At 34.2% G+C, this 20,930-nt stretch carries 18 protein-coding genes; 14 read left to right on the forward strand and 4 right to left on the reverse strand.

Annotation, left to right across the window (positions count from 1 at the left end):
* Positions 1-235 precede the first annotated feature (235 nt).
* The 3 genes from RBG61_RS10820 to RBG61_RS10830 all read left to right on the forward strand — a co-directional run bounded on the left by RBG61_RS10820 (position 236) and on the right by RBG61_RS10830 (position 3,295).
* Positions 236-1,306, forward strand: a complete 1,071-nt coding sequence (locus tag RBG61_RS10820; RefSeq protein WP_307943342.1) for an LCP family protein — start codon at positions 236-238, stop codon at positions 1,304-1,306.
* 25 nt (positions 1,307-1,331) lie between these two features.
* Positions 1,332-2,522 (forward strand): nucleotidyltransferase, encoded by a 1,191-nt coding sequence (locus tag RBG61_RS10825; protein ID WP_307943344.1) that lies wholly within the window; start codon positions 1,332-1,334, stop codon positions 2,520-2,522.
* A gap of 371 nt (positions 2,523-2,893) precedes the next feature.
* Entirely contained in the window at positions 2,894-3,295 is a 402-nt protein-coding gene (locus RBG61_RS10830; protein ID WP_307943346.1) for a hypothetical protein, read from the forward strand.
* Positions 3,296-3,453: 158 nt separating this feature from the next.
* On the opposite strand, the gene RBG61_RS10835 is transcribed toward RBG61_RS10830, so the two are convergent.
* The gene (locus RBG61_RS10835) at positions 3,454-4,443 is read right to left on the reverse strand and encodes a permease (RefSeq protein WP_307943348.1); all 990 of its coding nucleotides are present in this window, start codon (positions 4,441-4,443) and stop codon (positions 3,454-3,456) included.
* Positions 4,444-4,777: 334 nt separating this feature from the next.
* On the opposite strand from RBG61_RS10835, the gene hrcA reads away from it, so the two are divergent.
* The 8 genes from hrcA to tnpA all read left to right on the forward strand — a co-directional run bounded on the left by hrcA (position 4,778) and on the right by tnpA (position 13,017).
* Entirely contained in the window at positions 4,778-5,824 is a 1,047-nt protein-coding gene (gene hrcA / locus RBG61_RS10840; protein WP_307943350.1) for a heat-inducible transcriptional repressor HrcA, read from the forward strand.
* Positions 5,825-6,358, forward strand: a complete 534-nt coding sequence (grpE, locus tag RBG61_RS10845) for a nucleotide exchange factor GrpE (RefSeq protein WP_307943351.1) — start codon at positions 5,825-5,827, stop codon at positions 6,356-6,358. It begins immediately after the preceding gene.
* Positions 6,359-6,403: 45 nt separating this feature from the next.
* Positions 6,404-8,257 carry a molecular chaperone DnaK gene (dnaK, locus tag RBG61_RS10850; RefSeq protein ID WP_307943352.1) on the forward strand — a complete coding sequence of 618 codons (1,854 nt, stop codon included), beginning with the start codon at positions 6,404-6,406 and terminating at the stop codon, positions 8,255-8,257.
* A gap of 76 nt (positions 8,258-8,333) precedes the next feature.
* A complete protein-coding gene (gene dnaJ / locus RBG61_RS10855; RefSeq protein ID WP_307943354.1) occupies positions 8,334-9,488 on the forward strand; it encodes a molecular chaperone DnaJ in 1,155 nt (384 codons plus the stop codon).
* Positions 9,489-9,636: 148 nt separating this feature from the next.
* The gene (locus RBG61_RS10860; RefSeq protein ID WP_307943357.1) at positions 9,637-10,404 is read left to right on the forward strand and encodes a GNAT family N-acetyltransferase; all 768 of its coding nucleotides are present in this window, start codon (positions 9,637-9,639) and stop codon (positions 10,402-10,404) included.
* Positions 10,405-10,700: 296 nt separating this feature from the next.
* Positions 10,701-11,510: an SGNH/GDSL hydrolase family protein gene (locus RBG61_RS10865; RefSeq protein WP_307943361.1), complete on the forward strand. Its 810-nt coding sequence runs from the start codon at positions 10,701-10,703 to the stop codon at positions 11,508-11,510.
* 22 nt (positions 11,511-11,532) lie between these two features.
* The gene (locus RBG61_RS10870) at positions 11,533-12,366 is read left to right on the forward strand and encodes an MBL fold metallo-hydrolase (RefSeq protein ID WP_307943363.1); all 834 of its coding nucleotides are present in this window, start codon (positions 11,533-11,535) and stop codon (positions 12,364-12,366) included.
* 183 nt (positions 12,367-12,549) lie between these two features.
* The gene (gene tnpA, locus RBG61_RS10875) at positions 12,550-13,017 is read left to right on the forward strand and encodes an IS200/IS605 family transposase (RefSeq protein ID WP_307942351.1); all 468 of its coding nucleotides are present in this window, start codon (positions 12,550-12,552) and stop codon (positions 13,015-13,017) included.
* Positions 13,018-13,157: 140 nt separating this feature from the next.
* Here the strand turns inward: tnpA and RBG61_RS10880 are convergent, their stop codons facing one another.
* The 3 genes from RBG61_RS10880 to asnS all read right to left on the reverse strand — a co-directional run bounded on the left by RBG61_RS10880 (position 13,158) and on the right by asnS (position 16,663).
* Positions 13,158-14,033, reverse strand: a complete 876-nt coding sequence (locus RBG61_RS10880) for a GNAT family N-acetyltransferase (RefSeq protein WP_307943366.1) — start codon at positions 14,031-14,033, stop codon at positions 13,158-13,160.
* A gap of 26 nt (positions 14,034-14,059) precedes the next feature.
* The gene (locus tag RBG61_RS10885; protein ID WP_307943369.1) at positions 14,060-15,187 is read right to left on the reverse strand and encodes a hypothetical protein; all 1,128 of its coding nucleotides are present in this window, start codon (positions 15,185-15,187) and stop codon (positions 14,060-14,062) included.
* Between the two features lie 84 nt (positions 15,188-15,271).
* Positions 15,272-16,663 (reverse strand): asparagine--tRNA ligase, encoded by a 1,392-nt coding sequence (gene asnS / locus RBG61_RS10890; RefSeq protein ID WP_307943371.1) that lies wholly within the window; start codon positions 16,661-16,663, stop codon positions 15,272-15,274.
* Positions 16,664-16,930: 267 nt separating this feature from the next.
* On the opposite strand from asnS, the gene RBG61_RS10895 reads away from it, so the two are divergent.
* The 3 genes from RBG61_RS10895 (at position 16,931) to RBG61_RS10905 (ending at position 20,445) form a co-directional block, all read left to right on the forward strand.
* Positions 16,931-17,608, forward strand: coding sequence for an N-acetylmannosamine-6-phosphate 2-epimerase (locus RBG61_RS10895; protein WP_373889746.1), 678 nt, complete (start codon positions 16,931-16,933; stop codon positions 17,606-17,608).
* Between the two features lie 62 nt (positions 17,609-17,670).
* On the forward strand, positions 17,671-19,209 hold the full coding sequence (locus RBG61_RS10900; protein WP_307943377.1) for a DUF4127 family protein: 1,539 nt from the start codon (positions 17,671-17,673) through the stop codon (positions 19,207-19,209).
* A gap of 129 nt (positions 19,210-19,338) precedes the next feature.
* Positions 19,339-20,445: a uroporphyrinogen decarboxylase family protein gene (locus tag RBG61_RS10905; RefSeq protein ID WP_307943378.1), complete on the forward strand. Its 1,107-nt coding sequence runs from the start codon at positions 19,339-19,341 to the stop codon at positions 20,443-20,445.
* The last annotated feature ends 485 nt before the right edge of the window (positions 20,446-20,930 follow it).

A 20,930-nucleotide genomic window follows, 5' to 3' on the forward strand; every position in this document is an offset into this window, starting at 1 on the left:
CATTATATGATATTACATATGTCGAAAAATATCAAGCCCAAATATGAATAATTTATCAATGTGTAACCGCTTAATTAGGTATATTACAAATAGTCATATTCAAACAGTTAAAGCAAAAATATTGTTACAAAATATTAACTTGATATTTTGTTGAAAAAAGTGTAAGCTATACAGTGCCAAACTTATATATGAAAAGTATATAATCAAAGAATTAAAGAAAATATAGGTGTATTGTATGAAGCGTAAAAGAACGAGAAAAATCAAAGTTTTAAATGTTATATTAGCGGTATTATTTGTGATTATTGCGATAGGTGGTATTTATTTTGTAAATATCTATAGTAAATTAAATCATAAAGAATTAAAAAAAGAGGATTTAGGAATTACAAGTCAAGCGATGACGGATGATAAGAACGATACATCCATTACAAACATTGCTTTATTTGGTGTAGATAAAAGAGATAATGAAACTAAATTTCGCTCCGATTCCATTATTGTTTTGAGTGTTGATAAACAGCATAACAAAATAAAGCTATCATCTATAATGAGAGATTCTCTTGTGAAAATAGAAGGCCATGATCAATATAAAATAAACCAAGCATATTATTATGGGGGTCCACAATTAGCAGTAAAAACGTTGAACCAAAATTTTGGGCTGAATATTCAAGAATATGCAACAGTAAACTTTCAACAGATGGCTCAAATTATCGAGGCAGTCGGCGGAGTTGAAGTTGACGTTTCAGAAATTGAAAGAGTGGAAACCAATAAATATATATGGGAACAATCTCTTGTTGCTAATTTAAATGTGGTGAATATTGAAAAACCAGGTCTACAAACATTAAATGGAACACAAGCAGTAGCTTATGCACGTATTCGTCACGTTGGCAACGGCGATTTTGAAAGAACAGATCGTCAAAGAGAGGTATTGCATCAAATATTTAATAAAGCATTGAAAATGAATAAATTACAGTATCCTGAATTTGCAAGAAAATTGCTTCCAACCATTGAAACCTCTTTAAGCTTTGGAGAAATTGTGGATTTAGGTAGTATTATGCTTCGTGATGTAACGTTTGAAGAAGCACGTTTCCCAAGAAATGAAGATTTAATTGGTAATGGTGTAATTTGGGTAAATTCTTCAACACAATGTTTAAATTTAGATGTAAAGGCAACAGGAGAACGTATTAAAGATTTTATCTATAATGATATCAATCCTGAAAAAGTAGTAATTAAAAAGACTGAAAGCCAAACTTCAAGTAAAACAACAAATAGGACAACCAATAAAACGTCTAGCAGGACAACAAATAAATAAGAGTATTGAGAGGGGGATTGTATTTGTGAAAGTTGCAGGAATTATCGCAGAATACAATCCTTTTCATAATGGTCATGCTTATCAAATTGAGCAAACCAAAAGTCAAGGTGCAACACATGTGGTAGCAGTGATGAGTGGGCATTTTGTTCAAAGGGGAGATATTGCATCCTATTCTAAATGGGCAAGAGCAAAAGCTGCTTTGATGAATGGAGTAGATCTTGTTGTTGAGTTGCCAACGATATATGCACTTTCTTCAGCACAAACGTTTGCACAAGCAGGAGTAACTATTTTAAACACACTGAATGTTGATATGCTGAGCTTTGGAAGTGAAAGTGGAGATGTTTCTTTATTACAGCAAACTGCAAACTTTATTGTTGAAGCAGAGACAAGTAATTTGATGAAAGAGCATTTATCAAGAGGTGTTTCCTATCCTAAGGCATTAGAACAAACCATTACCATATTGCATGGCAAAACCTTTGCAAAAGTGATTCAAACGGCAAACAATTCTTTGGGTATTGAATATCTACGTGCAATACAAAACATTAACCCATCTATTGAGGCAATAACAGTTACGAGGGAGCAGGTTGACCACGATAGCAAAACAGCAGGTGAAACAATTGCAAGTGCCTCTTATTTGCGTGAAATCATGCATGAAAAGGAAAGCATAAAGATTGCACAATATATGCCGACAACTGCATATGAAATTCTCAAGCAAGAAATCGAACGAGGTTTTTCTCCAGTTGACCGACAAAAGCTGGAAACGCTTTTATTATACCAGCTACGAACAATGGATAAAACCGATTTTTTGAGATTGCCCGATGTTTCCGAAGGGTTAGAAAACCGACTATATCAAGCTTCACAAAAAGCAACAACTCTACAACAGTTTTATGATATGGTGAAAACAAAAAGATATACTCTAGCTCGAATTCGACGTATTGCATATTGTGCGTTGTTGGGTATTACAAAAGAAATTCAAGCAATACCACCACAGTATGTGCGTGTACTTGGGTGTAATCAAAAAGGCATGGAAATATTAAGACGTGCAAAGAAAACGACTACAATTCCAATTGAAACTAAATTTGCAACACTAAAAGACCAAAACCCACATGCATTAGATATCGATATCAAAGCTACCGATATTTTTTCTCTTGTGCAGCCAAATATTCAGCCATGTAATTTAGATTTTACAACGAATACGGTAATTATTAGAGAATGATATAATAATGGTTGTAATAGTAAAGTAGGGACGGATTCCATATCCGTCTCTTTTTTCATCCAGTTTAAATTTGGTCGGAAGCTTACTCTATCCGTCACGCCGTTGGCGTGCCACCTTCCTCTAAGAGGAAGGCTTTTTCCTAAGCCTCTCCTTTAGGAGAGGTGCCACAGCAGTGGCGAAGAGGTTGCCTGAAAGGCGAACAAACAGGTTCGCCCCTATCAACGGTATCTATCTGTAAGATGCGACATCATTGATACACCGTTATTATTTTCCTACTTTTTAATAGTATTAACTCATCAATCTTAGTTGCTATATATTGTATTTATTGCTATAATATATCTATAATTGCTTTGTTATAAGGAGCTGTCATTATGAAAACTTGTCCTAACTGTAATGAGCTGAATGGTGAAAATCTGACAAAATGTTGGAGATGTAATGCTTCACTAGGTCCTATAAACACCTATAATAAAATATGTAGAAAATGCAATCGAATTTATGATAGCAAAACTTTACTTTGTGAAGATTGTGGAGAACCACTTTCAGTTTACTCAAAGGAAGTTTCTTATATATCTAGTTCCAATAACAATGATATATGGCAATATGTTGTTTCAGCATTAGTTCCTTTACTCGGTATTATTCTAGGTTGCATTTATATTGCTAAAGACAGAGCACAATTAGGAAAATCCATCATTATTACTAGTATCGTTTTTAGTGTTATTATTACAATTTTTATCTTAGTACTGTATGGTGTATTTTTGAATAGAATGCTTTGAATTTATCTGTGAACAATCTTTATTCAGGCGAACACACAGGTTCGCCCCTTTTAACGGTATTCTGGCATCATTGATACACCATATTAACACCAAAACAGCGAAAAAAGCTAGGAAACTGCTGCTGCAGTTTCCTAGCTTTTTATGTCAATATAAATTTACTACATAATCAATATTAATGAATATCCAACAATCAATACCAATCCAATGATAACTCCACAATAAACTGCAACCGTTTTCGGTTTAATTGCTCTTGATAGGATAATAATAGATGGTAAAGAAATTGCCATAGTAGCAAGCGTAAATGTTAACGCTACACTTGGAGAAAGTGTTGCAAGCAATGTAATAATTGGCGCAATAGAGAAGATATCTGAATGAATTGGAATACCAACAAAGCTTACAATAGCAGTAGAAATTGCACTGTTTTCATTTACTAACTGAGATAGATATTCAATATCAAAGAATGTCATTAAAACAGAAGAAAGTACTACACCAAACACAATATATAAAGCAGAGCGTTTTAGTACATCCATTGTACAAGAAAAGGCAGAACTAAGCCTTTCTTTGAAAGACTGATTTTTATGGAAGCTGTCATGATGATGTGCATGATAGGAGCTAATGCTGTTATCTAATTTAAACAATGAGAAAATAATACTGCTTACGATGATTATAAACAGTGAACCAATAACATAATACAACGTAAACTTAGGGCCGGTAGTTGCATAAAGCGACAACAATGCAGTAATGTTAATCATTGACGAAGCTGTTAAGTAACAAAGGCAAACTGATACCGGAACACCCATTGAAAGAAAGCCCATCAAAACGGGAATAATACTACAGCTGCAAAAAGGGGATAACATACCAATTACAATAGCAAGAGCGAATCCCCAAATGCTTTTTAAAGAGCCAAGCTTTTTATGAAGTTTTTCAAGATCAATATAACTTGTTAATAGAAAAACCGCTAACATAACAACAATAAGGATAAAAAACACATTTAATGTATCTACTATTATATGGCTTAAGCATTCATTTGCTTTTCCACTAAATGGTAGCTGTTCAATTAAATGTTCTAACCATTCTCCAACAAAACCATGATGATGGCCGGCATGAGAGTGTTCTACATGAGCTGAAATAAGGGAAATGCCATTCATTTATTTTCACGCTTCCTTAATATACTAATTTTATCTATATTATAACACATTCATTTTGATTGTGCAATGAATTATGAATTTAGATTGAAAGGATTATTCAAATTACTGCTGAGTTTGCTCACATTTTATTAAAATTATATTTACAAATTTTAGCCTAAGAGATATTGACATCACAATAAGATAGTGGTACATTATATTTAGCACTCAAACATATAGAGTGCTAAAACATCAAAATTAGCATATAATAAAAGCGATACGAAATCGCGAGTGCTAAGTTTCTATTCTGAATGAGAAGTAAAGCTAGTAAGAGCATGTTTGGAAAGGGGGCGGGGATTTGACAATCGATAAAAGGAAAATGTGTATTTTATCTGCAATCGTTGATGAATATATCAAAACGGGTGAACCGGTTGGCTCAAATGCGGTATTACATTGTTTAAATATGAATGTATCTTCGGCAACGGTTAGAAACGATATGGCATTTTTAGAAAAACAAGGATTTTTAGAGCAACCCCACACTTCCGCCGGACGTATTCCGACTTATTTAGGTTATCGGTTTTATATTGATAACTTAATGGCACCAAAACCGCTTTCTACGAAAGAAAAAAAATTGATTGATAGTTTGCTTAACGAAGAAAAGCTGCAAACCGCTGATGCCATTGTTGATACAGCTGTAAATGTACTTTCTGATTTAACGCAACTTGCAGTTGTTTCCAAAAGTAATATGCCTGTTTTTTCAGTAATAACAAGGGTAGAAGTTATCCCGGCAGGTCGCAGGCTCTATGCGCTATTGATTATTACCTCTGCAGGTTCCATAAAAAATAAAATTTGCAGAATGGAATTTGATTTAACCAACCAACAGCTAGAATATTTCGCAAAGTTTATTAACGAGAATTTAACAGGAATTAATCTTGACAAGTTGAATCCTGCAATGCTTCAAAATTTGGCGATCGCTCTCGGCGCATACATGATGTCGTTGTCTCCATTGCTTCATGCAGTTTATGAGCTTGGCGAAGAGATGAGCAAAGCGGATGTTAATGTACATGGAGAGCAAAATCTACTTTCTACTTGCGGACTGAATTCACAAGAAGTGGTTACACTTTTAACACATAAGAATCAGTTGGATTATTTGTTATCGTCTGCTTTTGATGGTGTTTCTGTGGTTTTTGGAAAAGAAAACGAAAGCTTTGCAGTAACAAACTCCAGTATGATTGTTTCTCCTTATAAAATGCATGGAGAACAGGTTGGCTCCTTTGGAGTGATAGGACCTGTTCGTGTAGACTATGCAAAAGTAATTCCACATATCGAATATGTAACCAAGAGTGTCACAAAATTGTTGACCGATGTAATAGATTATAACAAACAAAATAGAGAGGACGATTAGATGGCTAAGGCAAAACAGCAAAATCCTGAAGAAGTTGTAGAGGAAGTGCAAGCAGAAGAAACGGTTGAAAAGCAAGAACCAACCAATGAATCAGTTGAATTAGAAAAATTACAAGAGGAAAACAAAGAGTTGAATGAAAAGTTACTCAGACAGTTTGCGGAATTTGATAATTATAAAAAAAGAACGCAAAAAGAAAAAGAGGAACTATCAATTTATGCAAAAGCAATGTGTTTAAAGGGGATTTTAAGCGTTGTAGATAACTTTGAACGCGCGTTGGATTCTGAATGCCAAGATGCTGAATTTAAAAAAGGCATGGAAATGATTTTTACGCAAATGCAAGAAGCATTAAAGGCGCAAGGCCTTGAAGAAATAGAAGCGTTAAATCAAGAATTTAATCCGGAGTTTCATAACGCAATCAATCAAGTAGAAGACGAAAATTTTGGTGAAAACACAGTATGTAACGTATTCCAAAAAGGATACAAAATTGGCGACAGAGTCATCCGTCATGCGATGGTTGTCGTTGCAAATCCTTAAAATAAAAACAAATTTTTATACTTATATTATTGGAGGAAAATTTTTATGGGAAAAATTATTGGTATTGACTTAGGTACAACAAACTCATGTGTAGCTGTAATGGAAGGTGGCGAAGCAGTTGTAATTGCAAACTCTGAAGGTGCAAGAACAACTCCATCCGTAGTTGCATTTTCAAAAACTGGCGAAAGAATGGTTGGTCAAGTTGCAAAGCGTCAAGCTGTTACAAACTCAGATAGAACAATCAGCTCTGTCAAACGTCATATGGGATCTAACTATAAAGTAGCGATTGACGGAAAAGACCATACACCACAAGAAATTTCTGCTATGATTTTACAAAAACTAAAAGCAGACGCAGAAGCTTACTTAGGCGAAAAAGTTACTGAAGCAGTTATCACTGTTCCTGCATACTTCTCTGATGCACAACGTCAAGCTACTAAAGATGCTGGCCAAATTGCTGGTTTAGATGTAAAACGTATCATCAATGAGCCAACTGCTGCAGCATTAGCTTACGGTGTTGATAAAGAGCAAGATCAAAAAATTATGGTATATGACTTAGGCGGCGGTACATTCGACGTTTCCATTATTGAAATGGGCGATGGTGTTCAAGAAGTTTTAGCTACTGCAGGTAATAACAAACTTGGCGGTGACGATTTCGACGAAAGAGTTGTAAACTGGTTAGCAGACGAATTCAGACGTGAAAACGGAATTGATTTAAAAGCTGATAAAATGGCATTACAACGTTTAAAAGAAGCTGCAGAAAAAGCAAAAATTGAGCTTTCAGGTATGACTCAAGCAGCAATCAACTTACCATTTATTACTGCTGATGCAACTGGTCCTAAGCATTTAGATATGACATTAACAAGAGCAAAATTCAATGAATTAACTGCTGATTTAGTAGAAGCAACAATGGGCCCTGTTCGTCAAGCTCTTCAAGATTCCGGCCTTTCTGCTTCTGAATTAAATAAAGTATTGATGGTTGGTGGTTCTTCAAGAATCCCTGCTGTTCAAGATGCTGTAAAAGGCTTAATCGGAAAAGATCCATTTAAAGGTATTAACCCTGATGAATGTGTAGCTTTAGGTGCTGCAATTCAAGGTGGTGTACTTGGTGGAGAAGTAAAAGGTCTATTATTATTAGACGTAACTCCATTATCCTTAGGTATTGAGACTATGGGTGGCGTTTCTACTAAGATTATCGAAAGAAATACAACTATTCCGACTAAGAAATCTCAAGTATTCTCAACTGCTGCAGACGGTCAAACTTCTGTTGAAATTCATATTCTACAAGGTGAACGTGAATTTGCAAAAGACAACAAAACTCTTGGTATGTTCCGTCTAGATGGTATTCCAGCTGCTCCACGTGGTGTTCCACAAATCGAAGTTACTTTTGATATTGATGCAAACGGTATCGTTCACGTTTCAGCAAAAGATTTAGGAACAGGTCAAGAACAAAAAATTACGATTACTTCATCAACAAGTATGTCTAAAGAAGATATTGATCAAGCTGTTAAAAATGCAGAAGCATTTGCTGCAGAAGATAAGAAAAAGAGAGAAGAAGTTGATATTCGCAATGGCGCTGACCAAATGATTTTCCAATGTGAAAAAGCACTAAAAGAAATGGGCGATAAAGTTACTGAGGCTGAGAAAAACGGTATCAACGCTAAAATCGAAGCTCTAAAAACTGCATTAAAAGGCGACAATATTGATGATATTAAAGCAAAACAAGAAGAACTACAAAAAGACTTCTATGCAATTTCTGAAAAGTTATACGCACAAGCACAACAAGCTGCAGGTCAACAACCTGGCGGTCAATCAAATAACGGTGGTACTAATACAACAGGCGGAAATGCTGATTATGTAGACGCAGACTTCACAGAAGTAAAAGACGACGAAAATAAATAATAATTTCACTGAAAGGGCGGATTTTCATCCGCCCTTATCAGGAGTTTAGGTCGAAAGACATTAAGGGGGAACAAGCTTGGCTGAAAATAAACGAGATTATTATGAAGTCTTAGGTGTACAAAAGGGCGCCAATGATGATGAAATAAAAAAAGCGTATCGTAAAGAAGCAAAAAAATATCATCCGGATTTAAATCCTGATAATAAAGAAGCAGAACGTAAATTTAAAGAAGTAAATGAAGCTTATGAAGTATTATCTGATAGTCAAAAAAGAGCACGTTATGACCAATTTGGTCATGCAGGCGTAGATCCAAACTTTGGTGCTGGCGGTGCTGGTGCTGGTGGTTTTGGCGGCGGATTCGATTTTGGGGATTTAGGAGATCTATTTGAAGGATTCTTTGGTGGCGGCTTTGGTGGTTCATCAAGAAGAGCAAATCCAAATGCACCAAGAAGAGGCAATGACTTACATACAAGCTATACAATCGGTTTTTTTGATGCTTGTAAGGGTGTAAAAAAAGATATAGAAATTGCAAAGATGGATTCTTGTCCGGATTGTCATGGTAGTGGTGCACAAGCAGGAACACAAGCCCAAACTTGTCCTGAATGTGGCGGAAGCGGTCAAGTAAGAGTTACACAAAGAACACCGTTAGGTGCTATATCGACTTCAAAAACTTGTACTCGTTGTAGTGGTAAAGGTAAGATAATCAATAATCCATGTACAAAATGTGGCGGTAATGGACGTGTAAGGGTAACCAAGAAAATTTCTGTGGACATTCCGGCAGGCATTGATGACGGTCAAACAATAGCACTTCGTGGTCAAGGCGATAATGGAATCAATGGTGGCCCAGCTGGTGATTTAAATATCACAATTACTGTTCGTCCTGATACATTATTCCGTCGCGATGGTTATGATATTTGGTGTGAAATCCCTGTAACATATATGCAAGCGGTATTTGGCGATGAGCTAACTGTTCCAACGATTGATGGAAAAGTAAAATATACAATTCCAGAAGGCACGCAACCAGGAACAGTATTCCGTTTAAGAGGAAAAGGTGTACAACGCTTAAATGGTAGAGGAAATGGTGACCAATTTGTTGAAGTAACTGTTGAAGTGCCAAAAGGATTGAACAAAACACAAAAAGATGCGCTGAAATCATTTGAAGAATCTTTAACAGATAAGCAATATGAAAAACGAAAAGGATTCTTTGATAAAATAAAAGATATGTTTGATTAATAGCAATCATTCTAAGCCTTGTGCTTAGAATGATTTTGTTATATTAGCTAGATTTTGAAATACCATTTTATCTAAAAAAACAAACATAATTATGCTATAATCAATACAAGAAAAAGATAAATGAACAATTAAGTGAGGACAAATTAGTATGGATACACAAATATTAAATTGTGAAACGCAATATGCAAAATGTTTTTGTCATTTATACGAAGACGAAACTGTAATTCGTATTCGTGATAGCGAACTAGAAGATATGTATTATCATAATTATACGAATATCAAGCAAAGCAACAAAACAAACCTTATTGATATTATTAAAACTGAAATTCAAATCAGAAAGCAAGAACAAAAAGATTTTTGCAATGTTTTTATATGGGATAACTATGATAATTCTTTACTCACATCCTTCAACGAAAAACCGGATGTGAGCAGAAACGGATTTTATCTATTTGACATCTCTGAATTTCCTAAAATGGTAGGAAGAGATGATTGCTATGTTGAAAAAGTGGTTAGCCAGAACATGATAGAGGATATTTTGTACTGTAATTTACAGCTTGATGAAGAGATTCTGGGAAAACATTTTTGTCAACGAAGATGTTATCGACGTAGTAAAGTGTATTTATCAGATGATGGAGTTAATTCCTATGTGTGCTATTATAACGGAAAGCCTGTAGGAAATTGTGATTTATTTGTACATAAGAATACGGCTAAAATTGAGGATTTTACAGTTATTCCGAACCAGCAACGGAAAGGATTTGGTACCGCAATTTTAAAATCGTTAATCAATATCGCACTTAAAGCTGGTTGTGATAAAATTTATTTGGTAACGGACGAAGAGGATACTGCAAAAAATATGTACCAAAAGATTGGATTTCACAAAATAGGCGAACGATTGGATTTGTTTTTTAAACTGTAACGACAGATATATGTAATATTTTCACAAAATAATCCTTAGTTTGATGAAGAACACAAGTGGTTCAATCAATTAAAAGTGACCATTTGAACGACTTGAATCGACAATTTACACACATTTTCACACATCAATCACAATTTTTAATCAACTCTAACATAGACAAATGGAGTTTTTGTGGTATAATATTTTTGTATGATAATGTTTACTGGTTGTGAAATGTGTAAAATATGGTTGACATCAAGTTTGTTTTACAGATTCCTTTCGTGAACAAAGATTTGATTTTAAAGGATTGTTGTAATTTGTCTAAAACAGTTAAAATAATGATGTATGTAACAATTATTGTTGTATCCCTTAGTGCAAGTTTAATTCTACTCATGTGTATGCCTACTTGTAAATATTGCGGTAATAAATTTTGCTTTGGAGGATGCACAATAGTATATGAAGATAACCGTGAAAAAAGTCCAAATTTAACATATGGAAAAAAGACTAATCAGCCTTCAACACGACTATCCTCAACGAAAAGGGCAAATGATAGTTATCTAGATAAGTTAACTTTCATTGGTGACTCAAGAACTGTAGCACTAAAAACTCATGCAAATATTCCGCAAAACCAAATATTTGCGGAAAATGGCTTAAATCACGAACAGGCAATGACAGATAAAGTTGTAAAACTGCAAGATTATAAATCAGTAACTATTCCTAAAGCAGTAGAAACAGTTGCCCCTTCTATAATGATTGTAAACTTTGGAGTGAATGGAGTTGGATGGATGAGCGAGGATACGTTTATGCAATCTTATGAAACATTCATTAATGAAATAATGAAGCGTTCTCCAAATTCTATTGTGGTAATTGAATCTATTATGCCGGTATCAGTTAACTATGACGGAACAAATAAAGTTACAAATGATAAAATTGATAGGGTTAATGATCGATTGTACGAATTGGCAAAGAAAAAAGGTTTATATTATATGGCAACAAACGAAGCTTTAAAGAATGAATATAATGCATTGGACTCTCGATTTGATTCCGGAGATGGATTACATTACAATAAAACAGCGTATGAAGTAATTGTTGATTATTTCTTAACGCATGCTATTATAAAAAAATAAAAGTTAAGGGGATACGAAAACCATGAAGCTTACTTATTTTGGAACAGCCGCTGCTGAAGGCTGGCCAGCACTCTATTGTAATTGTGACTCTTGCAAAACAGCAAGAAAGCTAAAAGGAAAGGATATTCGTACTCGTTGTCAAGCTTTAGTAAATGACGACTTGCTATTGGATTTTCCACCAGATACTTATTTGCATGTGTTAAATTACGGATTGGATTTAGACAAGGTTACAGATATTGTAGTCACACATGCACACGAGGACCATTTATATGTTCAAGATTTAGCAAATCGTCAAATTGGTTATTGTCCTGTACGTGCACCGCATATGTTGAATTTACATGGTAATGAGCGAGTAAAAGAACTTTTTGATGATCTACATAAGCTACCGTATAACGAAAGTTTGGAAACTGTAGTACAAATGCATGTTTTGGAGGAATATAAACCATACAAAATAGCAAATTATACAGTTTACCCAATGGTGGCAGATCACAGTAATTTAGAAAAATGCTTTATTTATGTAATTGTCGATCAAGACGGAAAAAGTTTGTTGTATGCTCATGACACAGGCTATTTAAAAGAAGAAGTTTGGGAATTTTTAAAGAAATTTAAATTAGATTTAGTAAGCTTAGATTGCAATCATGGAAAATTGGAATCTGAACGAAATCATATGGGAATTGAGTGTTGTGCAAAGGTAAAACAACGTTTAATTGATGGCGGATATACCAAACCAGATACAAAATTTGTTGTACATCATTTTTCTCATAATTGTAAATTCTTAAGTCATGAAGAAATTGAACAAGCAGCAAGCAAGTATGGATTTTTAGTATCCTACGACACTATGCAAGTAGAAGTATAGATTACAAAAAAAGGCTTTTCAGTATCACTGAAAAGCCTTTTTATTTTTGTTGCCTTTAGGCTTAATAAAACCCCTGGTTCTACCAGGGGTAGGTAAAAAAGCCTTGGCAAAAATAAAACCTCCATGTTAAAATAGTGACGGTTTGGCGACCGTATCACAAAGATAACAAGGAGGAATTAAGCAATGAAAAATGAAGTAAAACAGACAGCACATTCAAGTTATAGGTGCGAATACCATATAGTGTTTGCACCAAAATATAGAAGAAAAATAATTTATAAAGATTTGCGAAGAGATGTAGGTGAAATATTTCGAAAATTATGCACAGAAATGAAAGTGGAAATAATAGAAGCGGAGGCATGTGTAGATCACATACACATGTTAGTAAGTATTCCACCGTATATGAGTATATCACAGTTTGTAGGAACACTCAAGAGTAAGAGTGCACTGATGATATTCGATAGGCATGCAAATTTAAAATATAAATATGGATCACGAAATTTTTGGTGTAGAGGTTATTTTGTAGATACAGTAGGAAAAAATGAAAAGAAAATAGCAGAGTACATTCGAAACCAATTAGAAGAAGATTATGCAAAAGACCAAATTTCATTTAAAGAATATACGGACCCGTTTACGGGTAATCAAGTGAAATAGGGCAAAAAACAAACAGCCACTTATAGTGGCTGCCTGTAATTGTGATGCGATGACAAACTTTCAGCACCCCTTTGAGGGGTCAGCACGAGTTGACCCTTCTAGGGTCTGAGCAAACCACTAGTTCACTAGTGGTTTTGATTTTATGTTATTGAGGTTTTAGGAAATAAAAAATCACTGGATAATGGATGTTTCGACCGTATAAATAAAGCATCGTCATCATCTATGAATGGCGTTTTGATAATTTCATAGTTACTTTGATCGGGAACGAAATGTAATTGAACCATTTCATCTGTTTGATTCACTATCTTTTTTAAAACATCATCTAATCGAAACTCATTTGGAGAAATGATATCGTAAATATGAAGTACCCCTTCTTGGCGACTGATTAAAACTAAAATATGGTCGTCTGGAAGATAATATTGCTCCCAATCCTCACTAAATGCATAGTAAATCAAAGGCCAATCATCATTGAGCACTCCAAGTTTTGTTGAAACTGGTTTACGATTTTTGCAAGTATTGATGATGAGATCACGATCAATCGGATTGGTTGCATCTAAGAAATGAATCATAGAAGGAACTCGCTTAATTGCTGTGGCGTTAATTTGATAATGAAATTCCTGAATGCGTTGGAATTTGAATTTTGGATAAAGGTTTAAAACGGTATTATTCGCATACAAAAACATAAAGTCATATTCTTTATCATACTTTTTCAAGATATGTTTCATTAGTTGTTTGCAAAGGCCTTGGTTACGATGTTCAATGTCTGTCATAACCGTACCAAATTGCAGTGCGTTTTTTATAGCTCCGTTCATAACTAATTGAAACTTATTCACAGATACATTAGCAACAACTTGTTCATCCAGAACACAAGCGAATGGGATGTATTTTTGGCAAAATGCATTTTCTTGATACCAAGGTTCAAAGTCAAGTCCAAATGTTTTCATTGCTAACTGATTAAAGCTGTTTCTTAATTGTTCATTTTCAAAATAATTTTCATGAATTTTAATTTTGTTCATTGCTTACCTCGTGTAATTGATGAAAATCAATTCGTTACAATCTGACGTTGCAATTTTGCAATCAAATCTTTTTCCATCATGAGCTGTCCTTTAGAAGTGAATTTTTTTGTTGATATAATTGATTTTGCAATACATTCCAATGCTTTTTCTTTATTGTTTTTTATAAAGTATTCATAGCTGCCTAAAACTCGATATCCATTAATGTCTTGATCCAATTGTAACATAGTTTTAATTGGTTGATAGTAATATTGTGCTTTATCAATATCTAATTTGATGGCGCTGTAATAATATACAAGTTCGTAATAAAAAATGGGTAGTTGACAAACAGTAATTTGCTGAATATGGGCTTCAATATAAGTAATTGTGCTTTGCATCAAAGCGGTATCATTGCTGTCGAGTGCTTTGTAGTAAACAAATAATATGTAAGAAAAGTATTGAAAACCATTATGGCTGCTTTCAAATAATTGTTTGTCATACTCAATATCTCTTGGACGCTTTTCGTAGGTTAACTGAATGGTGATATTATCTAGAGCAAGTATTTGTTTTGCAAATGTATCTTGGTGAATTAGCCCCAATATTACTTCACCATCAGTAGGCTTAAGAGAATCAGTATAAGGAAGGATATGTTTTGCCAAATGAACTTCATAAACCAAATTTGCTGTTGCAAGAAGAAAGAAGATAAAAGGATGATAATAAAAGTTAGTAAATAGCAAAAAGCAAAATATAGCGGCTAAAAATATGCAGTCCATAATCATACCGCCCGAGTACCATATCATTCGCAGTTTATAGGATTGTTGATGCGTTTTGGGTAGCATATAGCAACAGCACCTTAAACGAGGATTGATATAAAAAGCTAGCTTTAATTTATCGTCTTGTTTACGCCATTCAAAAATTCCATTACGATAAAAAATCAATTGATAACCAATTAACTTTCCTAAAACGAAATGTCCCAATTCATGAGTATGTTTAGCAAGAAATGTAATTGCAAAATACAAAATAATAAATAGTAGGAAATGAGTGAAAGATAAATAATGATAAAAATGTTCGGTTGAAAAGAGTATGAACAAAAATTCCGTAACAAAAAGAATATTTAAACCTAATAAAATGAGTTGGAATTTTTTAAAATTTGTTTTTTTCTGTTCTCCCTTATTCATTTTGAAAGAGTCCTTTCGTTTACACTAAAGCGATAGCACAAGGAAAATCCTTGTGCTATTTACAGTTTAATAGGTGAGGCTGCATTAAACAGCTGAACCTGTAGTTCTTGGGAACGGTAATACATCACGAATGTTAGAAACACCTGTTATATACATAATTAAGCGTTCAAAGCCTAAACCAAATCCTGCATGTTTTGTGCCGCCGTAACGACGAAGATCAAGATACCAAGAGTAATCTTCCGCATTTAAGCCTTTTTCTTTCATGCGCTCTTCTAATACGTCTAATCTTTCTTCACGTTGGCTGCCACCGATGATTTCACCAACGCCAGGTACTAGCAAGTCAGTTGCAGCAACCGTTTTGCCATCATCATTTAAACGCATATAGAAAGACTTAATATCTTTTGGATAGTTTGTAACGAATAGAGGCTTTTTGAATATTTCTTCAGTTAAGAAACGTTCATGTTCTGTTTGCAAATCAGCACCCCAATAAACAGGATAATCAAATTTATCTTTGTGTTTTTCTAATATTTCAATAGCTTCTGTATAAGTAACTTCAGCAAAGTCAGAATCTACTAAATCGGTTAAACGAGCAATTAAACCTTTGTCATAGAAATTGTTGAAGAATTGCATTTCATCAGGGCAGTTTTCTAAAACATAAGCTAATACGAATTTAATCATGTCACGTGCTAAATCCATATCGTCTTTTAAATCTGCAAATGCAATTTCAGGCTCAATCATCCAAAATTCAGCAGCATGGCGAGCGGTAAAAGATTGTTCTGCTCTGAAAGTAGGGCCAAAGGTATAGATTTTACCAAAAGCCATTGCCATTGCTTCGCCTTCTAATTGACCGGAAACGGTAAGCCCCGCTGGTTTACAAAAGAAGTCTTGTGAAAAGTCAACCGCACCATCTTCTTTTAAAGGTGGATTTTTTGCATCTAAAGTAGTAACACGGAACATTTCACCTGCGCCTTCACAGTCAGAGGTTGTAATTAGCGGAGTATGTGCATAAACGAATCCTCTTTCATTAAAGAACTTATGAATTGCGTATGCAGCAACGCTACGAATTCTAAATACAGCACTTAATGTGTTTGTACGAGGGCGAAGATGTGGAAGTGTTCTTAAATATTCTAACGTATGACGTTTCTTTTGTAATGGATATTCCGGTGTGGATTTACCTTCCAAAACAATAGAATCGGCATGTATTTCAAAAGGTTGTTTTGCATCAGGAGTCATAACAAGGCTACCAGTTACAATAATAGCTGAGCCTACATTATATTTCGTCACGTCCTTAAAATTATCTATTTTATTATCCTCAAACACCACTTGTAGATTTTTAAAAGAACTACCGTCATTTAGTTCAATAAAACCTAATGATTTTGAATCTCTGATTGTTTTAACCCAGCCACAAACTGTTAGTTGTTTGTCTTTGTAAGCTTCAACTGCAGAATAAAGTGTTTTAATCTCAATTCTTTGCATTGAAATAGCCTCCTTGTTTAATATTTTATGTTTTGCAACACATTAGTTTATTATACACCAAAAAAATGTTGATAACAATACATATTACCTATATTTTCTTAAAAAATAGGAATTATAAATAGAATGTTATTTTATTTTTAAAGGAAACAGTCAAAGAAAAATATCAAACGTTGTTAACATCAAAAAGCCATTATTGATTGAAATTTTGTAATAAAAATGGTATTCTAGAACAGAAGTTAAAGTAAAGGGGATCATTTGATGAATAAAATGGAAACTTTAGAAAAAATCAAGAGCGGCTTGGTGGTATCTTGTCAAGCTTTAGAGGAAGAACCACTGCATAGTTCTTTTATCATGGGAAGAATGGCATATGCCGCTTCATTAGGTGGAGCAGCGGGTATTCGTGCAAACTCTGTAAGTGATATTACAGAAATGAAGAAAATCGTTGACTTACCAATCATCGGTATTGTAAAACAAGATTATGATGACAGTCCTGTTCGTATTACACCAACAGCAAAAGAAGTAGAAAGTCTAATAGCAATCGGCGTAGATATTATTGCAACTGATGCTACACTTCGTACTCGTACCGGTGGAGCAAGCTTAGAAGAATTTTTCGTTCCATTAAGAAAAAAATACCCAAATCAAATTTTTATGGCTGATTGTGCAACTTTTGAAGAATGCGAAAATGCGAAACGCTTAGGTTTTGATATAGTAAGCACAACATTAAGAGGTTATACAGAAAATACAAAGGGCTTTGCAATTCCTGATTATGACTTATTAAAAAAGCTTGTAAAAGAGCTTGATATGCCGGTAATTGCTGAAGGTGGTATTTGGTCACCGGAGCAATTAAAACAAGCCATGGATTGCGGAGTATGGTGTGCTGTTGTTGGAACTGCAATTACAAGACCAATGGATATTACAAAGCGTTACGTTGCAGCAATTAAGTAAAGAACAAAAACCTGCAATTTTGTTGAATAAATCATTTCTGTTCAGAAGGGATAGTTAGATTGATGAGAAAAATATTGTTATTACCATTAGATGAAAGGCCATGTAACTATGATTTTACTACACTAATGGTGAAAGATACGGATGTAGAAATTGTAAAACCGCCAAAAGATATTTTAGGCAAGAAAAAAAAACCGGGCGATATTGATGCAATCTTTCAATGGACCAAAGATAATATTAAAGATTGTGACGGAGCAATTATTGCAATAGATACCTTAATCTATTCAAGTATTTTAGCTTCTCGTTTGCATCACTTTGAAGTAAGTGACATGATTGCAAGACTTGAGCAGTTAAAAGAATTGAAAGCGATTAACCCAAAGCTTACTTTATTCGCATATACCCTTATTATGAGAAATCCACAATATTCATCCAGCGACGAAGAACCAGATTATTACGAGCAAGTAGGACGTGAAATTCATCGCTTTGGAGTCATTAACCATAAATTAGAGCTAGGAATAGCAACCGATGAAGAAAAACAAGAATTGGCAGATATTAACGCAATGATGCCAAAAGAATATTTAAACGATTATTTACAACGAAGAATCAAAAATATTGAGGTAAATAAACGTGCTATTGAATTAACACGTGACGGAGTAATTGATTTCTTAATAGTACCACAAGATGATTCAAGCCCATATGGGTTAACAGCAAAAGACCAACAAATTATTCGTCAACATATTCGTGATACCAATCAACAATTAAATGTATATATGTATCCTGATGCTGATGCAGTTGCAAATACGCTATTGGCAAGACTGATAAACCAATTTCACAATAAACGTCCATTGGTATATTTGAAGTATGCAAGTGCCTTGGGCGATACGATTACACCTTTATTTGAAGACCGTGTTGTAAATGAAACAATTAAATATCAAGTATTGGCAGCAGGTGGCTTAATTGCTTCAAGTGTAAGTGAAGCAGACATTATCTTGATGATTAACACTCCGAGTGCAAACCCACAATGTCATGAAGTAATGAGTGATGTGGTTATCCCATTACCGAAAATGATTGAATATGATGCAAATCGTAACTTAATTGAGCAGGTTGAATATGCAGATTACGCAATCAACGTATTAGGAAAAGAAGTGGTGTTTGCAGATATCGCATATGCAAACGGCGGCGATCCTGCGTTGTTTGAATTACTCCGCAACAAAGGACTATTATTTAAGCTTTCTAGCTATGCCGGATGGAATACATCCTCTAATACATTAGGTACTTGCATTCCTCATGGTATGATTCATGCAATTTATGGTGATAGACAAGGTCATGCAGACTTCTTAGCACTTCGTTATGTGGAAGATGTAGCATATATGTGTTTTGTAATTAAAGATGTTACTTCAAATGTAATTGAGTCTATGGGTTACAACTATTTCCATTTAGACGGACAAAAAGGTGAGGTTGCTAAAATTATTCGTGAAAAGTTGAGCGAAGTTACAAAATCTTACATTGAAGATGCAAACCATGCCATTACAATTTTAGATAGTTATCAACCTTGGAATCGTATGTTTGAAGTAGGTTTATCTGTGAAAGTGGAATCAAAGTAATATAAATATGAAAACGTAGAAAAATACAAAAAAACGTAAAAAAGTCTTATCTAATTTCATCTAGTTGTGCTATGCTTTTGAATACAAAAATAATGATAAATACAAAAATTGTATTGGAGGATATTTGATATGACACAAAACTTTGCAAAGCTTCATGAGGATGTTTGTTTTAAACGTTCTAAAGGAAAAGTAATTTGGCAACCAAGAATTGATTGTTGGATTACCGATAAATTATTTGATCATGGGGAATTACCGGGTATATATAAAGATATGTCAAAAGTTGATATTTATAAAGAACTTGGCTGTTCTGCAAGAATATATGAATACAACGATTGTTTCTATCCAATTTATGATGATACCATTCATTTCAGCAAAACAGTAGATGGTAGATCTACTGAGCATAAAATGGAAACGCCGGTTGGTACAGTAACAAGAATAACAAAGACAACTCCAAGTAGTTGGGCAGAGTTGGTTACAAAAGAGTGGGTTTGCAACGAAGAAGACTTGAAGGTGTTTACTTACATCGAAAGCCATACAAACTGGGGTTGGAATCAAGAGCATTTTGACAAAACCAAAGCAGAATGGGGTAATCTTGGAGCACCTACAATTTTTATGCCAAGAACATCTATGCAACGTTTATATATTGATTTAATGGGTGTTGAAGAAGCAGTTTATGCTGTTATGGATTATCCTGAAACAGTTGAGGAGTACTTTGATGCATTAAGAGAATGTCATTTTCGTTTAATTGATGTTATTAACGAATCTCCAATTCATATTATTAACTTTGGTGATAATATTCACTCAGGAACGCTTTCACCAAGCTTTTTTGAAGAATATGTGTTACCGGAATATAAATTGAGAACCGAGCGTTTACACAAAGCCGGTAAATTTATTTGTTCTCATTTTGATGGGGATAATAAAGGCTTAATGGAATATTATCAACAAACAGGTCTAGATGGAGTTGAAGCAATTACTCCTGTACCGCAAGGCGACGTTACCTTAGAAGAAGCAAAAGAAAATCTAGGCGATATGTTTTTGCTCGATGGTATACCAGCTGTATATTTTGATGAAATTTATCCGGTAGAAGTATTGGAAGAATGTGTTCATAATATCCTTGATTTGTTTGCACCAAACCTAATTTTAGGTATTTCTGATGAGATTTCTTCAACAGGAGATATTGAAAGAATAAAACTGGTTGGTAAAATAGTAGACGAATACAACGCACAATTTGAGTAAGAATGAAAAGCGATAATCACATATTTTGTGATTATCGCTTCAGTCTGAAGAAAAAGCCCGATTTTGGCGTAACCAAAGTCGGGCTTTTGAATATATGGTTGAAAATTTAAAAAAAGTGGAAAGGATACAAAAAGGAGAGTTCACCCTCCACTTATGTATTGCCAGCTTTTTAAGGTTCATGCACGCAAATTTAAGCCTAACCCAGTTTGTTACTTGGGCAAGACCTCGATAAGGTGTATAACGGGGTATACCAAGAATTTTGTGTAAATATAAAAACAATCAGAACAAGAAATAGGAACAAAATAGTAATTGACATAGTGTATAGGTTAGTTGAAACAAGTTTATTTAATGACAAAAGGGGCATGCCCCTTTTGTCATTAAATTTTGGCGGATGAACATAGAATCATCCAGCGATTCTGTCGGGTATACCAAGAATTTTGTGTAAATATAAAAACAATCAGAACAAGAAATAGGAACAAAATAGT

Source organism: Paludicola sp. MB14-C6 (genome assembly GCF_030908625.1).
Classification (GTDB): Bacteria; Bacillota; Clostridia; order Oscillospirales; family Ruminococcaceae; genus Paludihabitans.